This window comes from Asticcacaulis currens, from assembly GCF_028550395.1.
In the GTDB taxonomy this organism is placed as follows: Bacteria; Pseudomonadota; Alphaproteobacteria; order Caulobacterales; family Caulobacteraceae; genus Asticcacaulis; species Asticcacaulis currens.
Map to the genome: position 1 here is coordinate 36111 of NZ_JAQQKW010000002.1, position 18113 is coordinate 54223.

Here is an 18113-nt window from a genome sequence, read left to right on the forward strand (position 1 = left end):
GGGGGCAGGAGTCAAGAGCCACCTCTCTTTACGGCTTGAGCAGGTCAAGCACCGCCGCTGTCATGGCCGAGGCCCCGGTAACCACGGTGGCTTCCGGATCGATCTTAAACAGGGCCGAATGGTGCGAAGCGACGGCCGGGCCGCCGGCCTTTGCCGCATCGAACGCCGCCTGGGGCGTGCCGCCGACGGCGAAATAATAACCCGGCACCTTGAGGTCAGGTTGAACAAAGTAGGCGAAGTCCTCCGCCCCCATGCCCATCTGCTGGAACGGGATGACGGTGTCCGGCCCCAGAGACGCGGCAATCGCCCCGTTCAGGCGTCGCGCCAGTTCAGCGTTATTGATGGTGGTCGGCGTGCCTTCAACGACATCAACCTCCGGCAGCTTGTCGTCGGGCAGGCCGTTGACGCGGCCCATATTGACCGCCACACGCTTAACGCCGTCCACCAGTTGCGCACGCGTCACTTCGTCATTGGCGCGCACCGTCACCTGAAGCTCGGCCGCATCGGAAATGATGTTGTGCTTGCTGCCCGCGTGGAAGGCCCCGACCGTGATAACGCCGGGGCTGAGCGGCGGGCGTTCGCGGCTGATCAGCCCTTGCAGGGCGATAACGATCTGGCTGCCGATATAGACCGGGTCCTTGCCTTGATGCGGAGACGCCCCATGCGCGCCCACCCCGTGCACATGGATGTTGATAGAGTCGGATGAGGAATACTGAATGTTTTCCGAGGCCGACACCTTGCCCGTCGGCATCTGCGAATTGACGTGGAAAGCCAGGGCGTAGTCGGGCTTGGGGAAACGGGTGTAGAGCCCGTCTTTGAGCATGGCCTTGGCACCCATCACACGTTCTTCACCCGGCTGGATGACCACAACGACCGTACCCTTCCACTGCGACTTAAGGCGCTGAAGCTGACGCACCGTAGCCACCATGGCCGTGATGTGGGTATCGTGACCGCAGGCGTGCATGACGGGATATTCGACGCCATCCATGCCGACCTGCTTCGCGGTCGAAGCATTGGCAAGGCCCGACGCTTCCTTGACCGGCAGGCCGTCCATATCGGCGCGCAGCATGACGACCGGGCCGGGTCCATTGCGGATCACCGCCACGACACCCGTCCCTCCCACCTTTTCGGTGACTTCGGCCCCGGTGGCGCGCAGTTCCTTTGCCATGCGCGCGGCGGTCTTGGTTTCCAGCATCGACAGTTCGGGGTTACGGTGGAACCAGTCCCACAGCGCCCCGAGATCCTTCTGATAGTCGGCCCGGATAGCCGTCTGATAATCGGGCTCGGCCAGCGCGGGGGCGCAAAGCCCCAGCAGGGCGACAGTCACAACAGGCAGCAGGCGGCGCATATCCATTCCCCTCACAGCGATAGGTGAAATAGGCGATGCGCGCGCTGGCCTTGTCAATAGCCAAGCCTTGCGCCCCTGTCCCCGCCGCCCCACATGACCTGAAACGCTCAAGGAGTTGTCCATGTCCTACGCCCTACCCGACGCCCGCCTGTCCGGCACCTTTGCCATCGGAGGCGATCTCACCGTCAGCCGCCTTGGTTATGGCGCCATGCGCATCACCGGTAGCGGCGTATGGGGTGAACCCGCCGATCGCGACGAAGCCCTGCGCACCCTGAGGCGTCTCGGCGATCTGGGCGTCAATTTCATCGACACGGCCGATTCCTACGGGCCGGAAACCTCCGAAAAGCTGATCCGCGAAGCGCTCCATCCGTATGCGAACGACCTGATTATCGCTACCAAGGCCGGCCTGACCCGGTCAGGTCCCAATATCTGGACGCCGAACGGCCGTCCCGACTATCTGATCAGGCAGGCCCACCGCAGCCGCGAATTGCTGGGCGTTGAGCGCATCGACCTGTGGCAACTGCACCGCATCGACCCCGCCGTACCGCGCGACGAACAGTTCGCCGCCGTGAAAGAGCTTCTGGACGAAGGCGTCATTCGCCACGCCGGTCTGTCCGAAGTATCGGTCGCCGATATCGAAGCGGCGCGAAAAATCTTCCCGGTTTCGACCGTGCAGAACCTCTATAACCTCGTTGAACGTCGCCACGAAGCCGTGCTCGACTACTGCACGGCGCACAGCATCGGCTTTATTCCGTGGTATCCTCTGGCCGCGGGGGATCTCGCCAAACCGGGCGGGGTTCTGGATCGTCTCACTGCGAAGTACGGTGCCACACCGTCGCAGATCGCTCTGGCCTGGGTACTGAAGCGCAGCCCGGTCATGCTGCCCATCCCCGGCACAGGAAAGGTCCGCCATCTCGACGAGAACGTCGCGGCGGCGCGGATTCACCTGAGTGATGAAGACTTCGCAGCCCTCGACCAAGCCGCCAGAGCACAATAAAGGGAAGAAAGGCCCGGGGCACCACTCCCGGGCCTTTTCCAGCGACGCGGCGGCGTCAGATCAACACCGCATCGCTCTGAAGCCATCGCTGATTCAAGGGGATAGGATCAGGCGACGGCGTTCAAGCGCTTTGACGTCTGGGGCGCTTCCTTGGCGATCAGCACATCGCTACGATTCCAGTCGGACAGGTCCAGCCGCTCCGTCACCGCCTGACGCTGTTTCAGCCAGTCAAGCAGGTCTTTTATGTCGGCAAGCCGCGCGTCTTCGGCCCCCAGCGCTGTGCTTTCCGGGATGAAGTCGCCATAGGCGTGCACCGCATCGTCGAGTTCGACTTTGCCCTCTTCGGCAATGTGCGAGAGGGCCTGTTTCGGAAAGCTGCGCGCCCAGTCGGCGGCCCCGGACAGGGCCTTGACCAGACGCGAGACGACCGCCTCATTGGCCTCCAGAAACGGATAGTCGATGGTCAGGGTGCGCAGTTCGACCAGCCCCTTGAGCCGGGCATCGCCGCGGATATCCGCCGCCTCAAACGCGTGGACGATCTTCAGGCCCGCCGTGCGCGCCAGCTCGATCCCCTTGGCCCCAAACAGCAGACCGGCATCGGCCTGACCGCCCAGAACCGCCTCGATTTCCCGCCGGGCGATGTCGCCAAACGGGGTGGACGGATGCCCGGCGACGATATTGTAGAAGGTGACGTCGGCAGGTTTGAGACCACTGACGTCCAGAATACTCTCCCAGGCGCGCAGCGAGCGCACCCGCGCCGGCGAAAAACTGCCCGCTTCGCGTGGAAGGGCCAGTGTGCGTCCCTTAAGGTCCTGAAGACCCGACACAGGGGACCGTGCCGGTGCCACCACCAGCACCGTATGCCAGGTATGCCCGACGGCCAGAAGCCGCGAACGCTCATTCAGGCCATAGGACCACAGGGCGGTGGCCGCATCGCCTTCGCGCACCAGATTGGCCAGAGAATGATCGAGATAGCCCTGCCGCACGGACGGCAGCGAGGTTTCGCGCACCGAGACGAAATTGACCGGATCGCGGCGAAATTCACGTTGCAGGACGCCGCGATGGGCCAAAAGGCCCATGGCCGTCAGGGTCGGGCAACGCGCATACCACACCAGTTGCGACGGCATCTGAGACGATGCCGAAGGCGAAACGGTCGGCGAGGCAGACGGCCTGACGGACATGGAAAGTCACCTTCGTTGAGAGGTACAGGTAAACTGCACCGCGGGAGGCAGGATACGCCAGAAGCGTCCGTTATTCCTACTCAAACAATTTTATTTTGTCCAAGCCGATTTCGCGTTTTAAGTGTGATAATTTCTGAACCGAGAAATCAGAAAAGGTGATGAAGAGTGAAATCCATCCTCATAATCAACTCGATTGATTTCAATTCTGATCATCACGTTTAAACCACAGATTTCACAGACAGGCGTTACGCGCCTGTCCTGGCTACGCAGACACGGACAATCTGTGTCATCTGTGGTTTCTGGAGCGGAACGACTCCACTCAGAATAATTCCGCTCTGATTCAGTGTCCGGCCGCCTGCCCGGCCAGCATATTGCCGATGCCGATGATCACGGTCGAGCCGACCAGCAGCGCGATGCCGCCCCAGACCAGCGCCCGGGTTTTGGCAGAGGTCCCGGCCCATTCCTTGAGCGCGAAGCCCCACAGGGTCGAAAAGAGGATGATCGAGGCCATGTGCAGCGTCCACGACGAGAAGCCGTATTCGCCCATCTGGCTTTCACCCATGGTGTAGAAGAAGAACTGGAAATACCACAGTGTGCCGCCCAGCGCCGCCAGCAGATAGTTGACCAGCAGCGGAATCTTGCCCTTGTCTTCGGCAGCGGCGCGCGGCTTGCCCACCCATTCGGAGGCTGATTTATTCTTGAAGATCAGATAGCCGGACCAGACCAGATTGGTGGTCAAACCGCCCAGCAAAACCATGCAGAGGACAGGCAGGCCGACCCACAGGGGGCCCGTTCCGGCGGCGGCTGAGGCTTCGCGCACCGGCGCACCGGCGGCCAGACCAAAGGCAAAGCACGACGACATGATGCCGCAAAAAACGGCCACCAGCAGGCCCTTGGTGAGATTAAACTCTTTCAGGCTTTCAGAGACTTCGGTGACTTCCTTCTCCTTGGCGTGACCGGCGCGCGCCACCAGCACGATACCGCCCAGCACCACCAGCACCCCGAACAGAGTCACCTGCCCGCTAAGCGTCTGTATCAGTTGAATGATCTTGCCACTAAAGATGGGCTCCCCCAGCGTGCCTATGACGGTGGTCAGACCCAGCGCCACCGCCATGCCGAGGCTCAGGCCCAGATAGCGCATGGTCAGGCCGAAGGTCAGGCCGCCAAAGCCCCACAACAGCCCCCAGAAGACGCACCAGAACCACGTGGTCGGGGACGCCCCGCCCAGCACACCAAACAGGTCCGAGGTCTGAAAATAGGCGAATATCCACGGCGCGATCAGCCATGAAAAGATACCGCCGGTCAGCCAGAAGATCTCCCACGACCACAGTCGGATCTTCTTGTAGGGCACATAGAAAGAGGCCGAGGCGAGACCGCCCAGCCAGTGAAAAAAGACGCCGATGAGCGGGTTGGGAGTCATAAGCGGACGCTTCCTTATGATTGATTTTGTCCGCTTATGCTAACTTCATGTCCCGATATGCGCAATGCCGTTCTAAAATTTTCGCAACACGTGCGAACATCAACGGGCGAAGAGGCTGTCCGCCTCCATTTTAAAAGGCATATCCAGCGTCATTTTCAATGACCCCTGGTATCAGACAGCGGCTTTCAGGCCCCCGTAGTGAGCGCTCAATATCGTGTGATAATGCGCCAGTACGCCCTCGGCATCGACGTCACGACAGACGGCCTGCACGGGCAGGTTATCCCACGGCCCCGGCGGGAAGCTGCGGCCGTCCTCTTTCAGTATGGTCTGGCCGATGGCGATACCCTCGGTGACGGCGCGTAAGGTGCCGCGCGCATACCCGAAAAGCTGCGGTTCGAAGACGGCGATGGCGGCCGCCACATCGTGCATGGCGCAACCGGCAAAGCCGTCGCGTTCGGTATAGAGCTTCTCGTAGCCGCGCGAGATGTCGAACAGGAACTGCCCCGTTTCACCCGCTGTGCGGCCCAGCTCACGCGCCGCGGCTGTGGACAGGATACATTGGGTGGTGACATCGAGGCCAACGGCCCGGACAGGCCAGTTGGCCGTCAGGACCTTGTCCGCCGCGTGCGGGTCATTGATGATATTGGCTTCGGCCACGGGCGAGACATTGCCGCGACGCGGGCCCCAGCCGAAGGCCCCGCCCATGATCACCACCTCCTTGACCAGTCCCGTGATTTCCGGATCAAGGTCAAGCGCCAGAGCCAGATTGGTCAGCGGCCCCACCGCCAGAAGTGTCACTTCGCCCGGATATTCGCGGATCAGTTCGACGATGCGCTGAGGCGCAAAGGTCGCCTGCGGCGCGCCTTCAAACCCGTCCAGCGCGCCGATATCGCCCAGACCGTCATAGCCGTGCACATGCGGCGCAGGCGTTGGGGCGGGCAGAACCAGCGGCGTATGCGCGCCGCGATAGACCGGCACATGGATGCCGAAGCGCTGCGTCAAATAGAGGGCATTGCGTGTCGTGATATCTACGCCGCCATTGCCAAACACGGTCGTCAACGCCAGCAATTCGGCCTGCGGCTGCGCCCCCAGATAGGCCAGCGCCATGGCGTCGTCGATACCCGGATCGGTGTCAAAAATAATCTTCATCTTACTCATTTCGAAGGGTATGCGGTCGTATGGGTGTAGGTGCACAGGTCGGATTGTACCTGAAGGCACATGACGGTGCGGGTCGCATCTGACACCGCATCGGCAGCGCTGAGGCGCGCCTTGTCCTTATGCAGCGCCTCGACCTTAGGCAGGACGCCGGTATAACGATAAATATAGACCGGGGTTTTCGTGATTTTCGCCGCGCGCACCATGCTGTCGATATTGCGCTGACTGTCGTCGAGGAAATAGACGGCATCGTACTTGCCGAGGCTGCCCATCAGCAGCAGGAGCATGGTGCCCTTGTCCTGACCCGCGACCATCATGACGCCGTCCTGAACCGTCACATCCTTATAGGCGGCATTGCTCAGCGTAACCTTCAGCGCCGCGCCCGCCGCGCGGATTTCGCTGTCGCGCAGACGGCCGCGACGGGTACACAGGGGTTTGGCGCAATCGGGCGCTTTCGACAGGTCATAACCGGCCCTCGACAGGGCCCGTTCGGTCTGCCCGCGCAGGTTCGGGTCACGCGCCGTCAGGGCATAGACGGGAATCCCGGCCTCCTGAAGCCCGGCCAGCACCGCCGGACCGTCCGCCTGAGTGGGCACCATATTCGTTACCTGATACCACAGGGCCTGTTCGTAAAAGATCGGTTCGTAATCCGGGGTCTCACCCTCCGGGGTTCTGGCCTTGATGGCCGCCATGCGCTCCGAAAGCCAGGCTTCCGACCCCAGATCCTGCGGCATGGTCAGGATGGTGTCGTCGATATCGACCACGAACAGCACGCGCTTTTTGGCGGCCTGATCGGCCAGCGCCAGATCGGCAGCGCTACGCAGGTCAGAGGTCGTATAGAAGCCTTCTGCCGGTACGGGCGGATGCTCAGCCGCGGCAAGAGCCACCCCGGAACAGTACGTTGTGCTCAGGGCCATAGCGGTCAGCAGGGCGGCAATGTGTGGGAAACGCATATGATTTCCTGAAATAGATTAGGCCAGATCGCCGCGCTTCGGCTTGGCAAAACGGGCGGATCAGGCTTAGATCAGAGCCCCGCCTGCTGCAAGGCAAAGTCGGTTATAAAACACAGTTGTGAAACGTTTCATCGTCTGCTTTTGGCGATGACGTATCGAAGGGATTTCCGTGCGCGCCTCTATTCTTGTCCTCGGTTCGATCAATGTGGACTTCTTCATCCGGGTCGATGCCCTGCCCAAACCCAATGAAACGATCATGGGCCACGACACGGCGGTTGCCATGGGCGGCAAGGGGCTCAATCAGGCGGTAGCGGCGGCGCATGCCGGCGTCGAAACGCGCATGGTCGGGGCTGTGGGGGATGATAATTTCGGTGTCATGGCGCGCGATTTCCTCAAAAAACGCGGCGTGGATGAGACCTCGGTGGTGGCACTGGACGGCGTCGGCACTGGCATGGCCAATATCCTTGTCGCGCCCGATGGCCAGAACATGATCGTCGTCTCGTCGGCGGCCAATGCGCGCCTGACGCCCGCCCATGCCGAGGCCGCTAAGGCACTAATCGCCGCTTCCGGTGCGCTGGTCGTGCAGTTGGAAACGCCGCTCGATACCTTAAAAGCCGCGCTGGAAATCGCCACGGCGAACGGCGTCAAGACCGTCCTCAACCCCGCCCCCGTCGATCCCGGCGTATTCGACCTACTCCCCCTGTGCGAGGTGGTGACGCCGAATGAAACCGAACTGGCCAAACTCACCGGTATAGACGGTCAGGACGACGACTCGCTGATCCGCGCCATGCAGACCCTGCGCGCGCATGGGGCGGAAACCGTCATTACAACGCTGGGAGCCAATGGCTGCGCCGGTCTGATCGACGGTGAGCTGGTCCGCCTGCCCGCCTTCAGGGTTGAGGCCGTGGATGCGGTCGGCGCAGGCGACGTGTTCAATGGTGCACTGGCCGCGCGGCTGGTTCTGGGTGACGACTACGTTTCGGCCATGCGCTACGCCTCGGCGGCGTCGGCCATTTCGGTGACCCGCCGCTCGGCCGATGCCGCGCCGACGGCGTCCGAGGTAGAGGCGTTTCTGCGCGAGCGGGCCTGAGCCCTACTTTAAAAGATACGACTCATGAAACGCCCGACGGGTCGCGGCCCGTTGCGGATAGCCACCGACGTCGTTTTCACTGTCGATAATGCGCCCCCGACCCGCCTGCGCTTCAGCAATGATACGGGCGTCGATCGGATCGCGCGCCCACGGCCGTGCGCCGACGTGGCGACAGACATGGGCTTCGACCGCGTCCGCCGGTAGCAACCTCAAACCCTGCGGCCACAGGCTTTCCTTCGGCAAGGCGCGGATATAGGCCTTTGGTCGATAGGGGCCCTGATCTTCGTAACCATCCGCCCGCGCCTGATACCAGGTGACCATAGGGGCTGCGCTTCCGTCGGCATAGGTGGCGATATTGTCGGCGGCGTGCAGGTCCAGATCCCCTGCCCCGCCAAACTTCAGCAGGCCGAGATTGGGGCGCGTATTCACCCCGCCGCGCATGACATTGCCGCGCAACAGGAGCTTACCGGCTATGGGCTCCCGCCCCTTCCACTGGTCTTCGACCAGCGTATATTGCGCGCAGGCCGCGCCCGGATTGACAAAGACATTGTTGACGACGACCGCCTGCGCCCCGCCCTTGATCAGCGGATGACGCTCATTATTTTGGGCATAGAGATTACCCATCAACAGCGCCCCCGTCACATTGTCGTGAAACAAAGAGCCCATCGAATGTGGGCCTTTGGCGTGGCTGGCGTGATGAAGACTTTCGCCGATCAGATTGTTTCTGAACACAATAGTGTGCGAGGTGTTGCGCCGCCATGCGTCAGGCGTTGCCCCGTCGAACCGTGGTCCGGACGCGGACAGGGCCTCATCGACCGCCCAGGTAAAGCTGCACTGTTCGATCAGCACGTCATGCGCCGCCGTACAGGAAAGCCCGTCCGGCTCAAACCCTGAGCGCGGCGCCATACCCGCCGATCCCGGCCTTACGGCGATATGCCGGATAACCACATGGTGGGTCTGAACGCTGATCCCGCCTCTGATCAGGGTGATACCCGGTGAGGGTGCGGTTTCACCGGCCACAGTTAAAAAGGGCTCACGAAGGGTCAGGGTGGCTTTTTGCAGGTCGATCACGCCACCGACGTCAAACACCACAATGCGGGGGCCGGGCGTGTCGAGCGCCGCCTTCAATGATCCCGGGCCTTCCGGATCGAGCGTCGTCACGCGGATCAGAGCCGGTGACGGCGCGGCGAGGGCAGGAAAGGCGACGGCCCCGGCAAGGCCCGTAAGCATAGTGCGGCGGTGAAGGCGGTTGCGCATTGATTCTCCCCGGTTCGGTATTGGGTTAAGCGTCCCAGGCCGCTATTTGGTCCCTTTTACGAACAGGGTAACCGGTTTCCGTTGCCGATTATGTCCTGAATCTGTGCAGAGTTGCGGCAAGCGACCGCTTCTTCTAAAAAACGATTGCAGTTATCTCAATTTTGACACGATGCGCGGGCATTTCGCGCCGGTATCCCTTTCGGGCAGAGCGTTCCTAAGATGAAAACACCGGTCTTTTTCGATCCCTCGGGCAAGCGCAACAAGGCCACGCTGATGGGCGTGATTGCGCTGGCGGCGGCGGCGACCCTTCTGTTTCTGGGTCTGATTCTTTCCATCCTGTTCGTACCGGTGCCGCGCGATCTCGACCTGCATATGGAAGCGTCTCACGCCTCGCGGTGGAACTTCCGCACCCACGACGTCAATCACCCGCACCGTCTGCGCACATTGGGCCGGCACGCCGACAAGCCTCAAAAAATTATCGGTTTTTACGTCCCATGGGACGACGGCAGCCGCGCCGCCTTCGAGGCGCACGCCAGTGAAATGGACGTCGTCATCGGGGCCTTCGCGAGTGTTTCCGGCCCTCAGCACACCTATGTCTATCAGCCGGATGTGCGCTTCGAAAAGGCACGGGCCGCCGCCAAAAAGCCGCCCGTCCTTCTGACCATGGTGCAGAATATCGCACCCAAGGGCTTTGAGCGCGAAAACACCCGCCGCCTCCTGACGGATATTGCCGCCCGCAACCGCTTTCTGGGGCAGGTTGAAGACACCCTGCGTCAGGAAAAATCGGCGGGTGTCGTCTTCGACTTTGAAAATCTGGAACCCGCCGCGCTTAAGCCCTATCTCGCCTTCCTGAAAGAGGCCCGCACGCGTCTCGGTGTCAAGGGCTATTCGGTGACTGCCACCGTGCCGGTCGATGATCCGGAATGGAACCTGTCGGCCTTTGCCGCGGTGACGGACAAACTGTTCCTGATGATCTACGACCAGCACTCGATGGTCGATAAGGCCGGGCCCATCGCGGCGCAGGACTGGTTCGAAGGACGTCTGGCCATGGCCATGAAGGTCGTCCCGGCGGAAAAGGCCATCGTCTGTATCGGCAACTACGCCTACGACTGGTCCAAATTCGGCACGACCGTGCTGACCGTGGGTGATGCGTGGCTGATCGCGCACGATTCTGACGCGCCGGTGTCCTATGATCGGGCGACCGGCAATAGCGGCTTCGCCTATCAGGAAAACGGCGTCAATCACGAGGTGTGGCTGCTGGACGCGGTGAGCGCGTGGAATCAGCTTCTGGCCGTGCACGCTTCCGATGCCTATGGCGTGGCGCTCTGGCGTCTCGGCTCGGAAGACCCCGGCATCTGGCAGGACTTTGCGCATTTTCAGGGCCGGACCACGCCCGACCTGACGACGCTGAAACCGGCCGGCAATGTCGATGTCGAAGGGGCTGGCGAAGTGCTGCGCATCAGCGCCACCCCCACCTTCGGTCACCGCAAGGTCGAATTTGACGCCCAGCGCGTCGCCCAGAACCAGACCTATCAGACCCTGCCCACCCCCTATGTGGTGCGCCGCACCGGGTTCAAGCCCGGCTATATCGCCCTGACCTTCGATGATGGCCCCGACCCCAAATGGACGCCCAAGGTACTGGAGGTTCTGAAGGCCGAACACGTCCCGGCCACCTTCTTTGTGATCGGTGAAAAGGCGCTGGGGCATCCGTTTCTGCTGAAGACCATGCTGGCGCAGGGGCATGAACTGGGCAATCACACCTACACCCACCCCAATATGGCGAATATACCCGCCGAATGGGCACGGGTAGAGCTGAACTCGACCCAGCGCGTGGTCGAAGCCTATACGGGACGCTCCCTGCGCTGGCTGCGGGCCCCCTATTTCGGGGACGCCGAACCGACGACCGAAAACGAACTGGCGCCGGTGCTGCTAGGGCAGCGGATGGGCTATACCAGCGTCGGCCTGCACGTCGATTCCGAAGACTGGCAAAAGCCGGGCGTTCAGGCGATCATAAAAAATGTGCTCAAAGGCGTCGCCGACGGGGCCGCCAGCGCCGCGTCTGAGGCCTGTAAGGAAGACTTCAATAACTGCCGCTCGGGTCAGATCGTGTTGTTGCACGATTCCGGCGGTGACCGTCAGCAGACCATTGACGCCCTGCCGCAAATCATTCGCGCCCTCAAGGCGCAAGGCTATCAGTTTACGACCGTCAGCGGTCTGACCGACCTGCCCGCGGCTCAGGCCATGCCGACTCTTTCCGGCAATGATCTGGCGGCGGTGCGCTTCGATGTCGGCGTCTTTATGTTGCTGGCCTGGGGAGCTGTGGGCCTGCAATGGCTGTTTATTGCCGCCATCGTACTGGGCGTGACGCGAGCCATTACCCTGAGCGTCATGGCGATCTGGGCCGACTATAGTGGGCACATGGACCCGCCCGCCGAAACCGAAGATGGTACGATAGAAGCCTTCGTTCGGTCGCGCCGCGTCAGCGTCATTATCCCGGCCTATAACGAGGCCCGCGTCATCGAAGCCTCGGTGCGCCGCGTCCTGACCAGTGTCGATGTCGATCTTGAGGTCGTGGTGGTCGATGACGGATCGAAGGACGAGACCAGCGCCATCGTCGCCCGCGCTTTTGCCGATGATGCACGCGTCACCCTGATCACACAGGCCAATGCCGGTAAGGCCACTGCCGTTAATACCGGTATTGCCAGAGCCAGGGGCGAAATCATCATCGCGCTCGATGCCGATACGCAGTTCGAACCGGAAACCATTGCGCGCCTTGTGCGCTGGTTCATCAAGCCGGAAATCGGCGCGGTGGCGGGCAATGCCAAGGTGGGCAACCGCTTCAACTTCGTCACCCGCTGGCAGGGGGTGGAGTATGTTACGGCGCAGAATCTGGAGCGGTCGGCTCTGGCCACCTTTGGCGCCATGATGGTGGTGCCCGGTGCCGTCGGCGCGTGGCGACGCGCGGCACTGGAAGAGGTCGGCGGCTATCCGCACGACACCCTGGCCGAGGATCAGGATCTAACCATCGCCATTCAGCGCCGGGGTTGGGCCGTGGCTTATGATCAGGACGCCGTGGCGTGGACCGAAGCGCCCGAAAGTTTTGCCGCCCTGATCAAGCAGCGCTATCGCTGGGCTTTTGGCACCCTTCAATGCCTGTGGAAGCACCGCCGCATCCTGCGTGAAGGCAAGCCGAAAGGACTGGCGCATATCGGCCTGCCGCAGGCGTGGATTTTCCAGATCGGATTCTCGGTGATTTCGCCCCTGATTGATCTGGCCCTGCTGATCAACGTGGCCGCCACGATATGGACGATCAGCCAGCATGGACTGGATCAGACGGACGGCACGCTGGAACGGATGCTGCTCTACTGGGCCGTCTTTGTCGCCATCGACGCCCTGTGCGGCTGGATCGCCTACATGCTGGAGCCGAGAGAAAAACGCTATCCCGTTTTCTGGCTCCTGTCGCAACGCTTCGTCTATCGCCAGATCATGTACTATGTTGTGCTGAAGGCGCTGGCCTCTGCCGGACGTGGCCGTTCGGTGGGCTGGGGCAAGCTGGAACGCAGCGGACGGGTTGCCCCGGCGTCATCGACAGGCCAAAACCAACAACCGTAAAGCCTAAACCGCTTTCAGTTGCGGCCGGTTGCCGACGCAGGGCAAGGCGGTCGGCGGCTCACGCCCCATGGAGACGGACACCGGCAGCCCATGACCTCGGCGGTCCATCAGACTCATCAGGGCGCTGGCCGCCGAATAGAGCCCGGCGTCGGGCTCGCCGCCCATGATGAAGCGCCCCAGAGCGGTGAAGTGCGCCGCCTCACTCATCTGCGCCGCGGTCTGCAGGCTCAGCAGCAACGCCTCGTCACGGGTCAGTTCGATCAGGCCCGGACGTCCGATTTCCAGTCGCCGCCGACCTTTGGCCAGCGCCAGAAGCCAGCCGTGGAACGCTGTCAGTCCCTCCGCTGGGTCCGGCCCGAAGGCATGGACAAATTCGCGTTGCAGCAGACGGCAGCGCGGCGAACAGGCGACCGAGGTGCGCAACGCCCAGATCATAAAGTGCTCGGCGTAGCGCAAATGCCGAAGGTCCCGCCCCCGACGGGCAATAGATGTGTCTGACATGAAAACCGACCTCCTGCGCCGATTAAACAATTGCGAATAATTCTCATTAGCATTATTGAGAACGAGTCGCAAAGTGAAAAATCCACGGAGGATGAGCGGATGTCTTCTGACCTCGAAGACCTGTTGTCAGAGCCGATTGTGCAACGGCTGATGGCGCGCGATGGCGTGTTTGCGGACGCCGTGCGCCGTCTTATGCGGCGGGTCGCGGCACGCCGGTCAGGCGTGTCAGGCACGCCCGCAACTCCTCCGGCTTGAAAGGTTTAGAGAGGTAATCATCCATACCGGCCGCCAGACAGGCCTCACGGTCCCCGCTGAGCGCGTGCGCCGTCAGCGCCACTATGGGGACAGCATCGCGCCCCGTATCCCGCTCCATAGCCCGGATGCGGCGCGTGGCCTCGTATCCGTCCATCTCCGGCATCTGAAGGTCCATCAGCACAAGGCCGTAGTGACCCGCTGCGAACGATTCCAGCGCCTCGCGGCCATTTTCAGCGCGATCATGCTCATAGCCCATCTGTTCCAGAAACAGGCCAGCGACCAGCGCATTGGCGGGATTATCCTCCACCAGCAAAATGCGCACGGCACTGGCCGCTGAGGGCGACAGGGACGAAAGAGGCGAATGGGAGGCCGGGTGGGGTTTGGCCATGCAGATGACTTCGAGACGTTTTTTTCTGTTTGCACCCACAGCGATGCGCAGAAACGGCGTGAGCGGTTTTCTGCGAAAACATCGCTCCGGATATAGACTTAGAGCGGAACGACCGTCCTGTGGGAGGTCACTCCGCCCTAAGTGATCACGCCGATGATAAGTTTTCCATTGGGATCGGCTTAGCCGAATTTCGCCTTCCAGGCGACATAGGCCTTGAGCGCGCTTTGCGGACCGTTGCCGAACCACGAATAGCCGCGACGACGCTCCGGTTCGACATCGTCAATCGTGTCGTGAAGCGTTTTTGTGCGGTTACCAAAGATGGGTTTCAGCGTTTTCAGATCGTAATAGCGTGACCAGATGGGGCCCGCACCTGGCCTGTCCACCAGACGACGATCCTGACCATCAGGGGTACGTTCAAAGCCCTTGCCCATGATTTTCAGCGCTTCAAGGGTTTCGACACCCGCCACGATCGCCGCCTTCATCTCGACTGAAGGGTTGGGCTGCTGCATCAGATAGACCAGCAGAGAACCGCTTTCGGCCGAACTGAGCGACGGCATCTCGTAATTGCGGGCCGAACAGGGGGTCAGGGTCAGGGCATCATACTGCTGCGCCCACAGGGTCAGTTTTCCGTCGATGACCACCTGCGCCTTCAGAAATATAGCCAGAGCGCGTTGTTCCGCCGCCAGACAACGCGCGCGCACCTCGGCGGGGACGAAGGCGAAAGCGGACTCTGCCCGCCCGACATCGCCCATCAGGCGCGACACCGAAATCATCGCATTGTCGTTGAGCGTCAGGGCGTCATGATAGCCCCCCATCAGCGGCCAGACCTGTGGCCAGCCGCCGTTAGGGAACTGCGCATTAAGCAGGTAGGTCAGGCCCCGTATCGCGCCATCGCGGTAACGCGCGTCCTGTGTGGCATTGAAGGCCAGCGCCAGAAACCGCGTTTCGGTCAGGGTGGCGTCATTGTCGATGGTCCCGACATAGCTCCAGTCCGGTAGGGTCGGTGCATCAAAATCGCCGGCGGGCTTGGTTTGCAGGCTGTTGCCCGCCACATAGTGCTGTCCCCGGACGCGCGGTTCGGTGTCGTGCGGCTGGTTCTTGCCCCAGCCCCCCGCCGGCGTCTGGAAGCTGACGATATTATCGGCGACCTTGCGGCCCTCTGCCGAGGCGTACCACGCTGCCGGTTTATCGAGCGGCATGGTCTTTTCGCCGTTGCCGCTCTTCGGTTCGGCCGGAATGACGCTCAGCCCCTTGCGTTCGGCCAGAAGTGCGGCCTGATCGGCAGCCAGTTGCGCCTGCGACCGCTTCAGATAATCGAGCCATGCCGCCTGCTCCGGTGCCGGGATCAGCGCGCGGATACGTTCCGGGCTCAAGGGCGGAAACGGCGTATTCACGCCGATCTGAGCGGCGCGGGCGGCTATGGGCGCCGTAAGTGGCAAGGCGGCAAGGCAGGTGAGTAAGGTGCGGCGGTGCATGGCATTTCCCCGGAAGACAGTGAGTGGCGTCTGTTATGGTTGGGTATATATGATACCGGTGTCAAACGTGTGGCAAGGCGAAATCCGTCGCTCTGTGCAAGTTTGATTTTACTCAGACAAATGAAAGGATATAGTACGAAAAACAAAGACTGGAGAAACGTTATGCACGGCTGGACGCGACGGGGTGTGACGGTTGCGGGATTGGGAATGGCTGTGGGCGCGAGCGCCGCCGGGGCCGTGACGCCTGACCCTATATCCGCTAAGCCGTTTCCTCTGTCGCAGGTGCGGCTCAAGCCGTCGATCTTTCTGACCTCAATCGAGGCCAACCAGCGTTATCTCCTGTCGCTGTCGCCCGACCGCTTTCTGCACAATTTCCGCAAGGGTGCCGGGCTGGACCCCAAGGGCGAGGTCTATGGCGGCTGGGAAGCGCGCGGCATTGCGGGCCATAGTTTGGGCCACTACCTTTCCGCTCTGTCACTGATGTACGCGCAGACGGGCAAACCCGAATTTCGTGACCGCGCCGCCTATGTGCTGAGCGAATTGAAGACCGTTCAGGCCAAACAGGGCGACGGCTATGCGGGCGGCACGACCGTCGGCCGCAACGGGCAGGAGGTGGATGGCAAGGTCGTCTATGAGGAGTTGCGCAGAGGCGACATCCGCACGGCGGGCTTTGACCTGAACGGTGGCTGGGTGCCGCTTTATACCTTTCACAAGGTGATGGCCGGGACGCTCGACGCGCATCAGCACGCCGGGCTTGACGACGGTCTGACCGTCGCCACAGGGCTGGGGGACTATCTGGGGACCATTCTCGAAGGTCTCAGCGATGCGCAAATTCAGGAAATTCTGCGCGCCGAACATGGCGGCCTGACCGAGTCCTATGCCGAACTCTATGCGCGAACGAAAAACCCTCGCTGGCTGACCCTGTCGCAGCGCCTGCGCCACCGTGCCATTATCGATCCCCTGGCCGCCGGGCGGGACGAACTGGCCGGAAAGCACGCCAATACGCAGATCCCCAAGATCGTCGGCTCCGCCCGCCTTTACGAGCTGACGCAAAATGCCGACGACGCCCGCATTGCGCGCTTTTTCTGGCAGACCGTGACGCGCGACCACTCCTACGTCATCGGAGGCAATTCCGACCACGAACATTTCGGTGCGCCACGGCAACTGGCCAACCGGCTCGATCAACAGACCTGCGAGGCCTGCAACAGCTACAATATGCTGCGTCTAACGCGCCATCTCTATGGCTGGAGCGGCGATGCAGCCCTGTTCGATTTCTACGAGCGGGCACATCTCAACCACATTATGAGCCAGCAAGACCCGCAAACGGGCATGTTCACCTATTTCTCCGGACTGGCCTCCGGTCTGGGGCGCGTGCATTCGGACCCGACCAATGACTTCTGGTGCTGCGTCGGGTCGGGCATGGAAAGCCATTCCAAACATGGCGAAAGCATCTGGTGGCGGCGTGGCGATGCCGTGGCGGTGAACCTCTATTACGCCTCGACCCTGACCGCGCCCGAAGCGCAGCTTGACATGGACACCGCCTTCCCCCTGTCCGATCAGGTGGTGATCACGGTGCGCAAGGCCCCCAAGGCACTGCTTTTGCGAGTGCCCGGTTGGTGCAGCGCGCCGGTGGTCAGGTTGAACGGCAAGGCTGCGGGTGTGCGTCACAACGGCTATCTGCGGCTAACGGGGCTGAAAAGCGGCGACCGTGTTGAGTTACGCCTGCCCATGCCCGTCCGCGTCGAAGCCATGCCGGACGATGCCAAACTGATCGCCTTCCTCAGCGGGCCACTGGTGCTGGCCGGTGATCTTGGCCCGTCGGATCAGCCGTGGGAAGGCGTCGATCCGGCTCTGGTGTCCGATGAGGCGGCGCCTCAACTGGTCGCCGCCGGAGGCCTGCATCAGTATCGACTGGGGACGCAGGGCAAGCCGGGCGACCTCAGCCTGAAGCCTTTTTTCCTGCAACACCGCAACCGCACCGCCGTCTATTTCCGCCGGTTCGGCAGCGCGGAATGGGTTGGTGAAGAGGCCGTATGGCGTCAGGCGGCCAAGGACCGCGCCGATATGGCCGCGCGTACCGTCGATTTTATTAGGCTGGGTGAACAGCAGCCGGAAACCGATCACGCCTTTGACGGCACGCCCAATACGGCGACCATCACCCATATCGCTGAACGCGGGCGGTTGATTCAAAAGGGCTATCTGGCTTTTGATCTGAAAACCGCCGAAGGGCCGCTGGTGCTACAGGTCGCCTATGCCGGGCGTGACCGCAACAAATCCTTCCGCCTGCTGGTCGAAGGTCAGGTGCTGGCGACCGAGACTCTGACCGGCGAGGCAACGGTGGCGCGCAATATCCTCACCTACCCCCTGCCCCCGGCGGTGACGGCGGGCAAGAGCAAGGTGCGGGTGCGCTTCGAGGCTGACCGCGATCAGTGGGCCAATGTCTATGAGGCGCGGATTTTGCGCGCCGCAAAGGTTTAAGGC

13 protein-coding genes are annotated in these 18113 nt (G+C 61.9%); 4 read left to right on the forward strand and 9 right to left on the reverse strand.

Translation table 11 applies throughout. The features are described 5' to 3' along the window. Nucleotides 1-28: 28 nt before the first annotated feature. Nucleotides 29-1348, reverse strand: coding sequence for a M20 metallopeptidase family protein (locus PQU94_RS03360; protein ID WP_272740087.1), 1320 nt, complete (start codon nt 1346-1348; stop codon nt 29-31). A 121-nt stretch (nt 1349-1469) separates the two neighbouring features. On the opposite strand from PQU94_RS03360, the gene PQU94_RS03365 reads away from it, so the two are divergent. Continuing rightward, the gene (locus PQU94_RS03365) at nt 1470-2345 is read left to right on the forward strand and encodes an aldo/keto reductase (protein WP_272740088.1); all 876 of its coding nucleotides are present in this window, start codon (nt 1470-1472) and stop codon (nt 2343-2345) included. Between the two features lie 107 nt (nt 2346-2452). Here the strand turns inward: PQU94_RS03365 and PQU94_RS03370 are convergent, their stop codons facing one another. The 4 genes from PQU94_RS03370 to PQU94_RS03385 all read right to left on the reverse strand — a co-directional run bounded on the left by PQU94_RS03370 (nt 2453) and on the right by PQU94_RS03385 (nt 7054). Beyond that, on the reverse strand, nt 2453-3526 hold the full coding sequence (locus PQU94_RS03370) for an ABC transporter substrate-binding protein (RefSeq protein WP_272740089.1): 1074 nt from the start codon (nt 3524-3526) through the stop codon (nt 2453-2455). A 340-nt stretch (nt 3527-3866) separates the two neighbouring features. Continuing rightward, on the reverse strand, nt 3867-4946 hold the full coding sequence (rhaT, locus tag PQU94_RS03375; protein WP_272740090.1) for an L-rhamnose/proton symporter RhaT: 1080 nt from the start codon (nt 4944-4946) through the stop codon (nt 3867-3869). Nucleotides 4947-5117: 171 nt separating this feature from the next. Further along, nucleotides 5118-6095, reverse strand: a complete 978-nt coding sequence (locus PQU94_RS03380) for a nucleoside hydrolase (RefSeq protein WP_272740091.1) — start codon at nt 6093-6095, stop codon at nt 5118-5120. A 5-nt stretch (nt 6096-6100) separates the two neighbouring features. Next, complete coding sequence (locus tag PQU94_RS03385; protein ID WP_272740092.1) at nt 6101-7054, reverse strand: DUF2608 domain-containing protein; 954 nt, start codon at nt 7052-7054, stop codon at nt 6101-6103. A 169-nt stretch (nt 7055-7223) separates the two neighbouring features. Here PQU94_RS03385 and PQU94_RS03390 point away from each other — a divergent pair, with 169 nt between their 5' ends. Next, nucleotides 7224-8144, forward strand: a complete 921-nt coding sequence (locus PQU94_RS03390) for a ribokinase (protein ID WP_272740093.1) — start codon at nt 7224-7226, stop codon at nt 8142-8144. Nucleotides 8145-8147: 3 nt separating this feature from the next. Here PQU94_RS03390 and PQU94_RS03395 read toward each other — a convergent pair whose 3' ends face one another. Beyond that, nucleotides 8148-9401: a pectate lyase gene (locus tag PQU94_RS03395; RefSeq protein WP_272740094.1), complete on the reverse strand. Its 1254-nt coding sequence runs from the start codon at nt 9399-9401 to the stop codon at nt 8148-8150. Between the two features lie 219 nt (nt 9402-9620). On the opposite strand from PQU94_RS03395, the gene PQU94_RS03400 reads away from it, so the two are divergent. After that, a complete protein-coding gene (locus PQU94_RS03400) occupies nt 9621-13013 on the forward strand; it encodes a trifunctional glycoside hydrolase family 18/polysaccharide deacetylase/glycosyltransferase family 2 protein (RefSeq protein WP_272740095.1) in 3393 nt (1130 codons plus the stop codon). Between the two features lie 3 nt (nt 13014-13016). Here PQU94_RS03400 and PQU94_RS03405 read toward each other — a convergent pair whose 3' ends face one another. From PQU94_RS03405 to pelA, 3 genes are all read right to left on the reverse strand, one after another. Then, on the reverse strand, nt 13017-13514 hold the full coding sequence (locus PQU94_RS03405) for a hypothetical protein (protein ID WP_272740096.1): 498 nt from the start codon (nt 13512-13514) through the stop codon (nt 13017-13019). Nucleotides 13515-13704: 190 nt separating this feature from the next. Next, nucleotides 13705-14157: a response regulator gene (locus PQU94_RS03410; RefSeq protein ID WP_272740097.1), complete on the reverse strand. Its 453-nt coding sequence runs from the start codon at nt 14155-14157 to the stop codon at nt 13705-13707. Between the two features lie 179 nt (nt 14158-14336). After that, nucleotides 14337-15632: a pectate lyase gene (gene pelA, locus PQU94_RS03415; RefSeq protein WP_272740098.1), complete on the reverse strand. Its 1296-nt coding sequence runs from the start codon at nt 15630-15632 to the stop codon at nt 14337-14339. 207 nt (nt 15633-15839) lie between these two features. Between pelA and PQU94_RS03420 the strand changes: the two genes are divergently transcribed. Continuing rightward, a complete protein-coding gene (locus tag PQU94_RS03420; RefSeq protein ID WP_272740099.1) occupies nt 15840-18110 on the forward strand; it encodes a glycoside hydrolase family 127 protein in 2271 nt (756 codons plus the stop codon). The last annotated feature ends 3 nt before the right edge of the window (nt 18111-18113 follow it).